The sequence below is a fragment of the Paenibacillus alvei DSM 29 genome (assembly GCF_000293805.1).
Lineage (GTDB): Bacteria > Bacillota > Bacilli > Paenibacillales > Paenibacillaceae > Paenibacillus_B > Paenibacillus_B alvei.
On sequence record NZ_AMBZ01000007.1, the window covers coordinates 378,454 to 390,833 of the forward strand.

The following is a 12,380-nucleotide window of genomic DNA, read 5'->3' on the forward strand; positions in this document are numbered from 1 at the left end:
CTACGGTATAGAATGAACGGCAGGAGGAACCAGTATGAGCGATATAGTGCGGAGTGCAGAAGTGATTGCAGCAGAAATCCGTAGTATCGATTTGAAAACTAGAGAAATTGTTCTACGTAGTGCTATTGAAATAGGAAAGCGCTTGAATGAGGCTAAGGACCTTGTGAATCACGGGGAATGGGGAACCTGGCTGGAAGCAAATGTTCACTACAGCCAATCAACGGCCAACAACTTCATGGGATAACTGAAGAGTGCGGTTCAAATTTCCAAGCGATTAAGAATTGAGCTATGCTAAAGCGTTGTCCCTTCTTGGTGTTCCAGCTGAAGATCGGGAGCAATTTGTACAGGAGAATGATGTGGAGAGCATGTCAGCACGTGAGCTACAGAAGGCCGTTAAAGAGCAGAAGCGACTAGAAAAAGAATTGAAAGAAAAGTCGATTAATGTACCTGCCACTGTAGAGATAGACATTGAAAAGAACTGTCAGCTTCGGCAGAAGGCGGCATAGGCAGGAAACGAATCAGCATTCAAGTTCAAAGTACAGTTTGAAGGACTCGGGGTAGACTTCCAAGATTTTCTGGCTACGCTGGCTAAGATCCAAGTGGACAACCCGGAGACACATGGTAGAGCCTGATCGATAAGATATCACATGCTCTTCATTAACATAAGGGTAATTGTAGAAATGAAAAGACGGGAGGAATTCTCCCGCCAAATCATAACATTAGTCAAAGCGTGTAACACTTTGCATTCATTCCCCAAGGGCAATAGGGAGGCGGAGGAGGGGGAGTACCGCCAGGAAGTTGACCTCTCCTATCAATTTCACCAAATGCTAGAGCAGTACCGGATACTGATATAACCATAACGGTTGCTAAAGCAACAGCTAGAAACTTTTTCATCTTTACCACCTCATTTCTGGTAAGTTATGTCATTATCCTATCATTAAAAGTAAAAATATGCAAATTATATTTTAATAGTAAGGAGGTTTACATACTAATTCTTGTGATGAACGGAGTGATTTGAATGAATTGCACCCATTGCCATGGGTCGGGATCTACGGAAGAAAAGATAGGGATTGTATCACCACACATACCATATATTGAGGAAACTTATAAAGAGCCTTGCGACTATTGCAATGGTATAGGTGATATAGAGGAAGAAGAGTAAACACAACATTATCTTAGTAATTTAGCTGAAAGGGTAACCCTCAATGCACAACATCGAACTTGATATATCATTCGGAGAAAACATCTTGCAGACACGAACTGGAAGCTAGAATACCTTACGTGGGGAGAGTTCATTGACCGTCTGCGAAAGGTTCGCCGAACGTCAAAAGTGATGGCGCAGTATGACAAAATGAGTTTGCCTGCTCAAGGTAAAATACTAAATTGATTATTTTTCAGATGAAGTTCTTCTAATATTGGTTAACATGCTAAAACTCTCAGGTATCTTATTAAGTTGGTTATTCATTAAGCATAATTCTATCAGGTTAGTTACCAATTTTCTTTAGTAATTCCCTCAATTTATTATCACTCAGATTCAAATATTTTAATTTTATAAGGCTCCTAATTTCTGATGGAACTGCTTCAATCTGATTGTGTCCTAAGTCCATCATTTTAAGTTCTTTTAAATTTTTAATATTAGCAGCAATTTTCCTAATCTCATTAGTAGAAATATTTAGTACCTCTAGATTCTTCATTTTATAGATCTCTTTTTGGGATTTTTGTGAAATTATTATCGAATAGATTTATATTTGTAATTTCATTTAGTGATATGTTTAGGCATGGCAAGGCAATTAATTTAGCATGGGGTAAGTTGATTTCCATTTAATTTCCTCTTATTCATTCGACGATCCATCAAAATAGCTTTAATTAGCTTATTACTAAATATATCCTATCTACATCAAAAATACATTACTTTAATCTTATCTGTGAGGGAAAATAAGCTCTTTCATAACTTTGTACCAGTTCACATAATCTCGGGAATCTATAGCGACACCATGTCTCATTTTTTTATAAGCTAAAAGAAGTAAAAATAATCTTACCTCAGTAAAAATTGTCTGCTTTGAATGGATTTTAATCATGTTACGATTATACCGACATGAAGGAAGTTTACTTACGACATCATCATATGAGGAGGGTCTACATGAAAAAGATCATTCAAACTGTATTAGCAGCATCACTAGCTTTATCGCTAACTGCTTGCGGCAGCAACAATTCCTCTGATTCTACATCAACTCCGGCAACAGATGGCACTACTACAGGGCAAGTAACATTGAAGCTGAGCACTTGGCAAACAGATGCGAAGGCGCAATGGAGCAAAATCATACCGGAATTCGAGAAGGCGAACCCAGACATCAAAGTAGAGCTTGATCTGCTAAACGAAAAAGGAGACTCGGTTGCAGCTATGCAAAAGCTTGATTTGATGGCTGCATCAGATGATCAATTGGATATTATCGAAATGCCGTATACAAACTACTCGCAGCGTGCTTCGATTGGTCTGTTGGAACCGCTTGACAGCTACATTGAAAAGGAAGGCTATAAGTACGGTGACGAATACCTGGTAGATACTCAAGTGGATGGGAAAATTTTTGCGCTCCCTTCCTCCCTGCAGCGCTGGTTTATTTTATTAAACAAAGACTTGCTGGACGCAGCACAATTGCCGGTTCCACAAGATTGGACTTGGGCTGATTTCGAAGATTATGCTAAAAAGCTCACGAAAGGTGAAGGCGCTTCCAAAGTATATGGTGCCTACTTCCATAACTGGCCAGACCTTTACAACTTGCAGCTCAAGAGTAAAGAAATCGATAACAATTTCTTGAAAGCGGACGGAACCTCCAATGCGACAGAGCCACTCCTTACATCCAGCTTGAAAATGTTGAAAACGATGATGTACACAGATAAAACAGCAAATCCATACGAAGACATTATTTCTCAAAAGCTGCATTATCGAACACAGTTTTTTAACGGTGCAGCAGCGATGGTACCAATCGGGGACTGGATGGTTGCTGAATCGGGCGGTACGGATGCAATCCCTGCAACCTTCCATGCAGCGTTTGCTCCTATTCCTAAGCTGGAAGGTGCAACTGAGCATTATTCCCCAGTACAGCCTACTTACATGGGGGTTGCTGCTAAGTCCAAAAACAAAGAAGCAGCATACAAATTCGTTAGATGGTATACAACGGAGGGCTTGGAGATTGGCGGTCGCGTATTCTCCGGTTGGGCAAAATCGGATTCCGACAAGTTGACAGAGAAAATCGTCAGCACTTCGAAGGACCCTTCCAAGGTGGATATGGAATCCTTGAAATATACCATGAAAAACACGAAGCCTGGTCAAGCGCCAGTTCCGGTTCCTTACGTTGGTGAGGTCGAGAAAGCTGCCATTGCTGAGGTTGAATTGTACTTGTTAGATAAGCAAGATATCGATAAGACAATTGAAAATATGGACAAGAAAATCACAGATGTAATCAATAGTAACAAAAAATAGAAATTGTGATATTGTTGCTTGACCAAATTTAGATAGGATCATTATATATAGGTAACAGTGGAAATGAGAAATCATTTCCCTGTTCCTATTCTACGTGATAAACATTTGAGGGCTCCATTTATGAAAATAGATCGATATTCACTTCGTACAAAACTAGTTATTGCGGCTTTGATGTGTTTTATGATTCCCCTTATTGTGAATTACTTCTTAACTACGTATGTAACCAAAGATATTGTGCTGCATAAAGCGGTTTCTAGCACGCAGGATACGTTAATATTAGTTGATTCCAATGTATCCGGTATTGTTGAACAGATGCTATCTTTGTCGAATATAATTTTGATGAATAATGAAATCAATAAACATGTAACAAGCAGCAAAGAGCAGTTTGCAAGCGGTAATAACTCAGGTCAGCAGTTAGATTACATGCGTTTGATTTCTAATCTGGATGATCTGTTTGCCCAGAATTCAGATATGTATATCACCGTGTTGGGTGTAAATGGGTTTACGTATACGAATTATTCTTTTAGTGATTTTAACCCAAATTTCTTTAATGGAAAAATTGTATTCAAGGAACTGGATAAGCTTGCTGCTTTTTCAACGGCATGGATTGGTTTACAGGATAATTATTACGGCAATTTCGAAGCGAAGCAGAAGTCACCGAAGGTGCTTACCATCGCTCGCACCATGAAAAACTCAAGTGGCCATTCGCTTGGCTATGTGATTGTCAGTGTGAACGAAAGTAAGATACAACGTCAGCTAAACAGCTATTCAGAACAGAGAATTATGCTGCTGGATGATCAGGGAGCGATCTTATCTCAGTCGGACTCCATAAACATCGGACAACAATTCCGATACCATGATTATGCGATTAACGAGAATACGCTCGTCTACAACAATGAAAAGTATATCTATGTTTCAGAGCCCGTAGCTGGAACCAAATGGTCCTTGCTCAGTCTAGTTCCATATTCTTCGGCAGTAGGCCCTAACAATCAGATATTAGTAACCAGCTTCATTATGCAGTTTCTTTTCTTTACAGGGTTTTGCATTCTGCTGATGATTCTGATCTCGGCGATCACTAATCCGATCACAAAGTTAAGTAAATTTGTCTCCAAGGTCAATATGGGGCAATTAAGTATTCGTTCGGGGATTAGAGGACAGCATGAGGTAGGCCAACTTGGCAAATCAATTGACCAAATGTTGGATCGAATTGAGATGATGATCGAACAGATTACGCTTGAGCAAACTAAGAAGCGCAAAGCAGAGCTTGAGATGCTTCAAGCACAAATTAATCCGCATTTCATGTTCAATTTGTTAAATTCGATTCGCTTAAACATCCTGATTCGCGGCGATGAAGAGAATGCGAAGTTAATCGGTTCGTTATCATCATTGCTGCGGATGACCATTAATCGAGATAATGAATGGATATCGCTTCGCGACGAAGTCGAGACCATTCAGCATTATATACGTTTGATGAACTTCAGGCATGCGAATCAGGTTCAGTTAATCGAGAAAATTGTCGTGGGTAGTGAGCACGTCTTCGTTCCTCGCTTTATGATTCAACCGATTATAGAAAACGCTATCATTCATGGATTTCATCAGTATGGCGGCCAAATTGAAATCGAATCGTATACGGTAAAGGTGAATGAAGAAAGCAGCCTCTTGATTAAGATTCATGATAATGGCGTCGGAATGACGCCAGAACGATTGCAAGAATTGATAACCAAACTTGAGAAGGGCCAGAGAGTGGCTGCTCCCAACAAATCTGGCTTCTCTGGCATTGGCGTGACGAATGTTTATCAGCGGTTGAAATTAATATATGGCGAAAAGTTTCTAATGAGGATTAACAGTGAAGTTGATGTAGGAACAACAATTACGCTTCAATTGCCCCAAGTAAACCGTGAAGTGGAGTGAAGCTAAATGTTTACAGCGATTGTAGTAGATGATGATTACCCTGTTCTTCAATATTTGTCTCAAGCCGTCAAATGGAAACAGCTTCACATCGAATTGCTCGGTACGTATTCCAATGGGTTAGAAGCGTTGGAAGCGATTCGTATGTGCGAGCGATTGCCAGATATCGTGATTACGGATATTGGCATGCCGAAAATGAACGGACTCGAACTGATTGCGGAGTATAGCTCAATTAACCCTGACTTTGCGGCGATCATTATATCCTGCCATGATGAATTTCATTACGCTCAAAAAGCACTTAAGTTGAATGTTCAGGACTATATTTTGAAAGAAAGCTTGGAAGTGGAGCAACTAGGGCAGATTTTAAAGAAGATAACCCATCGATTATGCTCCAAACAGGATCAATTGGCTGAATTTCAACATTACAAGCAATTAGGCAAAATGAATCAGACTGCTGTCAGAAACAAATTTTTGAAGGATACCCTGTATCAAAATGCCTGGTCGAAGCATGCTTGGATTGAGAAGGCAGGATTAAATGGTATTAATCTTCAATCAAAACAGTACGTCACCATGATCCTCTCTGTAGATCGGTTGAATGAGATGACTCGTGTGCACAGATTGAATGATCATACGATTATTTTTGCGGTGGAGAATGTGCTTCAGGAGATTCTGAGCGACAAAGGGAATTTCGTTATTTTTAACTATAATAGTCGCGATTTGGTTGTTCTCTATTTAACGGATGATCCGAGTGTTGAGCAGTCCTATGTTTATCACATGATGCAGACCTGCATTACCAACATCAAACAGTACATAAAAATCCATGTATCCGGCTTCATTGGTCGAACGGTAAGCAAACCCAAAGAAATTCAAGATGCTCTGCTTCCTATGCTGCAGGAGTTGGAGCATCGATTTTATAGTGCGGAATCCAGCGTGAGCACATGGTCAAAACAGGAATTCAGCAAAGTTGATATTTATCAAGAGTATGCAAAGTATTATTCCATGATTAGCGAGCATATCGCAGCTAAGAATCAGTCTGGACTCATGATGACAATACAAGATTGGTCGAATTGGGTGAGATCCTCTCGTTTTCATCCTGATTATGTAAAAGAATGGGTGTTGCAATTACTTTTGGATTTACATATGAAAATAAAAGTTACACTTCATTTTCAAAGCGAGTTTTCCGATGAAAAGCTCTATTTAACCATAAGCCAAATCGTAACCTTGTCGCATTTATCGGAGTGGTTCCTAGACTACTTATCACGTATGGCTGCTAAATTAAGCGAGATTACAATATCTTCGCGTCCGGAAGTGATTAAGGCGCAGCAATATGTCATTCAGCATGTTTCGGAGCGGATAACGCTAGAGGAGATGGCCAGCTATTTAAATCTCAACTCGAGTTATTTCAGTCGGCTGTTTAAGCGAGAGTTGAATATCAATTTTATAGAGTATGTGAATCGAGTCAAACTTCAGAAGGCAAAGGAGCTTCTGCTGCAATCGAACAAAACGGTAGAGGAAATCTCAGATTTGCTCGGTTATTCGAACAAAAGCTATTTCATTAAACTATTTAAGCGTGATGTAGGAACAACACCAAGAGAGTTTGTCTCCTGGGACAAATCACAGAGGATGATGGAAGAGTCAATAAACTTTAAACTGGCAGGGGAGTAGAACTCATGTGGCGTAAAGCAATTGAAGATGCACAGGCGAAAATAGCAAATAATCTGCGCAATCACCCAGGATTGCTTCCTCATATTACGGGAGACAAGTGCTATGAATGGGGAGAGAACAACGATTGGATCGAGGGCTTCTATATCGGGATGATATGGCTGGCGTATGAATATAATCAAGATTCCTATTATAAAGAAGCAGCGGAAAAGTTCTTGGAGAACTTTAAGTATCGTTTGGATCATCATGTGGATTTGGATCATCATGACATCGGCTTTCTCTATTCACTATCTGCCGTTGCCCAGTATCGCATAACAAAGAGTGAAGAAGCAAAGCAGGTAGCCTTGCAGGCAGCACGTGTGCTTGCGAATCGGTGGCGCCCGAAGATGGGCATTATTCAAGCATGGGGCAAAGAAGGAGATCCTGAGAACGGCGGCAGAATCATTATTGATTGCATGCTGAATCTTCCGTTATTGTTCTTTGCATATGAGCAGACAGGTGAACAGGAATACTATGATATTGCGTATAAGCATGCACGCAAGAGCTTGCGTTTTCTAGTTAGAGGCGATTCCTCTTCCTACCATACCTTCTATTTCGATCAGGAGAATGGCAATGCTCTGCGCGGAGGCACGCATCAGGGCTATCAGGATGGCTCAACCTGGACACGAGGTCAAGCTTGGGGTGTCTATGGCTTTGCGCTTGCTTATCGATATACGCAAGATCCTGACTTCCTTGTTGCCTCTAAGCGTATGGCAAAATATTTTATCGATCATCTGCCAGAGGATCATGTTGCTTATTGGGATTTTGACGTTCCAGTTGAAGCGTCAACGCCTCGTGACAGCTCTGCTTCTGCAATCGTTGCCTGCGGTTTGATTGAGCTGAACGGTCTGCTTGATGTGGAAGATCCAGATCGTGAGTATTTCACCCAATCGCTGCATGAACAGATGGAGTCACTTGTTGCAAACTATTCCACAATGAATATGCCAGATGCAGAAGGTTTACTGCAGCATGGCTCTTATCACGTTAGAGGAGATCGTGGGCCGGATGATTACATGATTTGGGGAGATTATTATTATTTTGAGGCTTTGATTCGTCTGCAATGTGGAATTAGAAGCTATTGGTAATGTAAATGAACCAGCGGCTATCCAAGACTTTATAATCCAGTCAAAGGCTGCCGCTGGTTTTTATGACGCAGGAAGGGACGATTCAAATGTACTTCGTCACAAGCTACGCAAGAACGCTGTGTCATTAGGATTTCTCTTTTTCAAGAAATATTGATCTATTGACGACCAAATACGATTATGTTTTAATATGAATGAATTTAAATATATTCATTCGTTTTTGTTGAGAAACTCCAATTGGGTTATTGAATAATCCCGCATGTATTCTAGTTTCCGGAAGCTGTCAATTGGTCAATGTCTTGATGCAATATGATCTTGTAGATGAGTATCAGCTTGGAGGATGAGAATATGAGACCATTCGAGATTCTTTTATCGTTTGCCAATTTTATGGCATTATTGATCCTAATAATCCCGCGCCCTCACCGCGTTCGTTGGAAGGGGCTTGTCATACCCGCCACCCTCTGTATAGCAATTGTGCAAGTGCTAATAGAAGGCCCGCGCTGGCAAATGGCTCCAGCATATGTGCTGACTGTACTTTTCTTATTAGTTAGCTTGCTGCAGGGCACTATACAAGCAGGGGGGAATGTTAAACAAATCCTAACGAAACGTTATGTAACTATTGTTCCTATCACATTAGGCATCATTGGTATCGGAATATCGATTGCTCTTCCAATTATTTTTCCGGTATTTCATTTCCCGCGTCCAAGCGGATCATATGAAATCGGGACTGTAACCTACCATTGGACGGACTTAAGTCGTCACGAAGTTTTCGGTTCTGACAAAAGTGCGCATCGTGGTCTGATGGTGCAAGTATGGTATCCGTCTAAGAAGGGATCATCCATATCGTATGCTCCATACTTGCAGAATTCCAGCTCTGTTCCAACAGCCTTAGCGCGATTGCACAATTTCCCGGTATTCTCCTTAAAGCACCTCAAATATGTGATTTCACATTCCTCTTCTTCCATAGTCGCAGCCGATAATAAAAACAATTATCCGGTCGTCCTTTTTCTAGAAGGACTTACTGGATACCGTCAGATGAACACCTATCAGATTGAGGAATTAGTCTCTCATGGCTATATTGCCGTAGGTATCGACCAGCCGGGAGCAGCCGCATCGGTGACTTTTCCAGATGGACGTGAAATAGCGGGACTCTCAAAACCCGAGATGGATTCGCTTAGGGAACAAAACAGGAGTACTGTTGAGAAATTAGACCTCTTAAACAATGCAGAAATCATGGACGGTGTTATCCCGTATTTTGCAAAAGATATCAGCTTCGTGCTAAATCAGTTGGAATCTATAAATAGCGCTGATCCGAATCATATTCTGACCGGCAAGCTTGATCTGCAGCATACTGGCATATTGGGGGTATCATTTGGCGGTACGGTTGGTGCCGAAGCATGCTTGAAAGATCCGCGCCTAAAGGCCTGCTTGGTGATGGATGTTGATATGACTGCAGAAGTCGTACAGAAGGGATTGCAACAGCCAAGCATGTGGATTACCCGAGATGCCGACACAATGCGGCTTGAAAGACAAAGAGCCGGCGGTTGGACGGAGGAGGATATCGAGAAAACTCAGACCACGATGCGTGCGGTATATAATAGTTTGCCAGGAGACGGCTACTTCGTTCAGGTTCCTGGGATGTTTCATGCTGATTTAACTGACCTAACCTATTTATCCCCGATTTCTTCGAAATTTGGACTAGGAGGGCCGATTGGCAGACGAGCACATGATATCATCAACGCATACTCGGTAGCATTCTTCGACAAGCACCTAAAGAACACTCCAACAGCATTGCTCGATAGAACATCAAGACAATTCCCGGAAGCGATTTTCGAAACAAGAAAGCCGTAGTCTGATGCTTTCCACATGCCATGTCAATCGTATCATATACGATATTGCGTCTAAACCACCGACGACAATTGAGTGGATGTAGTATTCATCCGGTCACCTTTGTTCATTGTAGGAGACACCAAATCTTGACATCAAAATGCAGCTATGATCTAATGAGAATGAATTATAAAATATTCATTCATGAAAGGTTCGTTGCCAAATGGACAAAAAACGATGATCTTTAATTGCGGATGGGAATTATTCCACTCCAAAGGGTTTAAGGATACGAATATTTCAGAAATTGCGAAAATGGCAGGAATCGCGGTAGGTACTTTTTATAACTACTATCCCTCAAAAGAAAGATTGTTCTTTGAGATTTATATGAAAGAAAACGAAAAATTCAAAAAGCGGATGATTGAATCCCTGGACATGAATCAGGATCCCGTAACGCTAGTGAAACAGATCGTGGAGCAGAACATTAGTGCCACGAACACGAGTAATATCCTAAAAGAATGGTACAATCATGATCTCTTTCGGGAACTGGAACAATACTATGAAGAAGTTAAAGCTGAAGATGATTCCATTCGCAGCCTCTATACTGGATTATTCAAAAAATGGAAGGCAGAAGGAAAAATACGAGATGATATAGATGATGAACTTTTGCCCGCCTTTCTTGATTCGTTAGCCTATATCGATGCACATAAGGAAGAGATTGGGCTTAGCCATTTTCCGCAATTGATACAGTATCTAGCAGAGTTTATTATGAAGGGCTTGACGGAAACCTCACGTTAAAATAATACCGTAAAAGCAAAAAGCGCTTGGAAAATTCCAATGCGCTTTTTTTACAGGGAATTTACGGCTTAACAATACGTTTGGTAAGGACATTCATTTGAGAGCATCGGCAGAGATGGACGAGCTCATCTCCTGCACATTTTTACTTCATTGGATATAGAAACTATTCCGCCCGATTGAATCCTTTCATGATCAGCCATATTGCCAATACCAATTGTTGAACAGCGATCAGCACGTTCAATACCATGTAGGCAGCATCCAGAGCGATGAACCGAATCATAAATAATAGGCTTGCCAATAGGGATAATATTGACCCAATAACACCTGAAACTGACAACCAACGCGGAACTAATTTTGTTTGGTAAAAATAGGCATTGAATAAAAACATGGCTAAGACAAAGGCCCGTGTTGTCGCTACATGGTTCACCAAATCACGACCGTCCCGCATCAAACCACCCAAGGTCTGAAAATACGACACATCCAAACTTCCGACTTTTGCGACTTCTTGACTTAATGTCAATAGCAATAGAAGCATGATAACACCAATCAATCACAATGAACAACCCGCAATGATTCTGCAAGCAACAGATCCAAGAGCTAGCCCTTTATGATGTTTGCTTAATATCAGATATAACACAATATCGGAATACCAACATACGCAACAACCATTAGCAACTGAAAAAAACTCCTATCAGTACCTGATTTTCATTTATAGAAGCCTTAATCAAGTAGTAGTCTGCTTCATCTATAACAGGAACAACACTGCATATGCCTGCGACCAACCCTACTATGAATAACAACCCAGTAAGGACTGTAATACCAGTCTGGCTAAGGAACATGACGGAGCAAAATACCGTTTAAACCGAGAAAGTGGGGGCTACTACAAAAATACTCTGAATCGTCTACTTACATGATAGGTACAGGGAAGAATTGCTGGACGAAACATAATATCCAAACGATACTTTGTTTATAAGCAGGCATTGCTGAAAGAAACCGAACAACTCGTACAAGCGGGCATCATTCATGAAAAGGAAGATATCTTCTATCTCGCTCTTGAGGAACTTTACGAGGTTGGATGCACAAATAAACTGGATACATCATCAGCAAAAGAAAAGACGAGTACAGCTATGAAAAACTAACTCCACCACGTGTTATCACGTCTGATGGTGAAATCATTGCAGGGGAGTACATACGAGAAAATCTCCCGTCTGAAGCATTAGTAGGTCTGCCCGTGTCTGCCGGAGTTATAGAGGGACGCGCAAGGGTCATCTTGAACATGGAAGATGCTGATCTTGAAGATGGAGATATATTAGTCACCGCCTTTACGGATAAAAGGTTTGTTTTAAAAAAAACAGCAACATGCGGCGCGCCAGTTTCGCTCACCAATCTTCAGAAATAGTTGAAATGAAAACCATCATGAAAGCCTATATTTAATAAAGCCATTGAAGTTAGAATCGAACACGATGTACCATGGTTTCTAGATATAGATAAAAAAGCTGCCGACAGAAGCCCTCGGCAGCTAGTATATTGGCGGAACTTATCTGTTGTAAATAAAAGATCATTACGGCTACGACAGTTGTTCCTTA

Annotated in this window: 11 protein-coding genes and 1 pseudogene; 10 read left to right on the forward strand and 2 right to left on the reverse strand. The window is 40.9% G+C overall.

Translation table 11 applies throughout. From position 1 onward, the window contains the following. Positions 1-34 precede the first annotated feature (34 nt). Together PAV_RS37010 and PAV_RS37015 are read left to right on the forward strand one after the other, a co-directional pair. Positions 35-244: a DUF3102 domain-containing protein gene (locus PAV_RS37010; protein ID WP_005550210.1), complete on the forward strand. Its 210-nt coding sequence runs from the start codon at positions 35-37 to the stop codon at positions 242-244. 37 nt (positions 245-281) lie between these two features. Next, complete coding sequence (locus PAV_RS37015) at positions 282-506, forward strand: DUF3102 domain-containing protein (protein WP_051135191.1); 225 nt, start codon at positions 282-284, stop codon at positions 504-506. A 978-nt stretch (positions 507-1,484) separates the two neighbouring features. On the opposite strand, the gene PAV_RS32655 is transcribed toward PAV_RS37015, so the two are convergent. Further along, positions 1,485-1,694, reverse strand: a complete 210-nt coding sequence (locus PAV_RS32655; protein ID WP_005550214.1) for a leucine-rich repeat domain-containing protein — start codon at positions 1,692-1,694, stop codon at positions 1,485-1,487. 446 nt (positions 1,695-2,140) lie between these two features. Between PAV_RS32655 and PAV_RS22970 the strand changes: the two genes are divergently transcribed. From PAV_RS22970 to PAV_RS22995, 7 genes are all read left to right on the forward strand, one after another. After that, complete coding sequence (locus tag PAV_RS22970) at positions 2,141-3,481, forward strand: ABC transporter substrate-binding protein (protein WP_005550215.1); 1,341 nt, start codon at positions 2,141-2,143, stop codon at positions 3,479-3,481. A 120-nt stretch (positions 3,482-3,601) separates the two neighbouring features. Next, positions 3,602-5,392 carry a sensor histidine kinase gene (locus tag PAV_RS22975; RefSeq protein WP_005550216.1) on the forward strand — a complete coding sequence of 597 codons (1,791 nt, stop codon included), beginning with the start codon at positions 3,602-3,604 and terminating at the stop codon, positions 5,390-5,392. Between the two features lie 6 nt (positions 5,393-5,398). Next, positions 5,399-7,054, forward strand: coding sequence for a response regulator transcription factor (locus tag PAV_RS22980; RefSeq protein WP_005550217.1), 1,656 nt, complete (start codon positions 5,399-5,401; stop codon positions 7,052-7,054). A gap of 5 nt (positions 7,055-7,059) precedes the next feature. Further along, positions 7,060-8,175 (forward strand): glycoside hydrolase family 88 protein, encoded by a 1,116-nt coding sequence (locus PAV_RS22985; RefSeq protein ID WP_005550218.1) that lies wholly within the window; start codon positions 7,060-7,062, stop codon positions 8,173-8,175. 345 nt (positions 8,176-8,520) lie between these two features. Continuing rightward, entirely contained in the window at positions 8,521-10,023 is a 1,503-nt protein-coding gene (locus PAV_RS22990; RefSeq protein ID WP_005550219.1) for an alpha/beta hydrolase family protein, read from the forward strand. 4 nt (positions 10,024-10,027) lie between these two features. Next, entirely contained in the window at positions 10,028-10,105 is a 78-nt protein-coding gene (locus tag PAV_RS37740; RefSeq protein ID WP_081505811.1) for a GMP synthase (glutamine-hydrolyzing), read from the forward strand. 131 nt (positions 10,106-10,236) lie between these two features. After that, the gene (locus PAV_RS22995) at positions 10,237-10,794 is read left to right on the forward strand and encodes a TetR/AcrR family transcriptional regulator (protein WP_005550221.1); all 558 of its coding nucleotides are present in this window, start codon (positions 10,237-10,239) and stop codon (positions 10,792-10,794) included. Positions 10,795-10,957: 163 nt separating this feature from the next. Here PAV_RS22995 and PAV_RS36450 read toward each other — a convergent pair whose 3' ends face one another. Further along, positions 10,958-11,344, reverse strand: a complete 387-nt coding sequence (locus tag PAV_RS36450) for a DUF4386 family protein (protein WP_238555896.1) — start codon at positions 11,342-11,344, stop codon at positions 10,958-10,960. Between the two features lie 406 nt (positions 11,345-11,750). Between PAV_RS36450 and PAV_RS33745 the strand changes: the two are divergent. Continuing rightward, a pseudogene (locus tag PAV_RS33745) lies at positions 11,751-12,124 on the forward strand (phosphoenolpyruvate synthase); the annotation flags it as partial. Between the last annotated feature and the right edge of the window lie 256 nt (positions 12,125-12,380).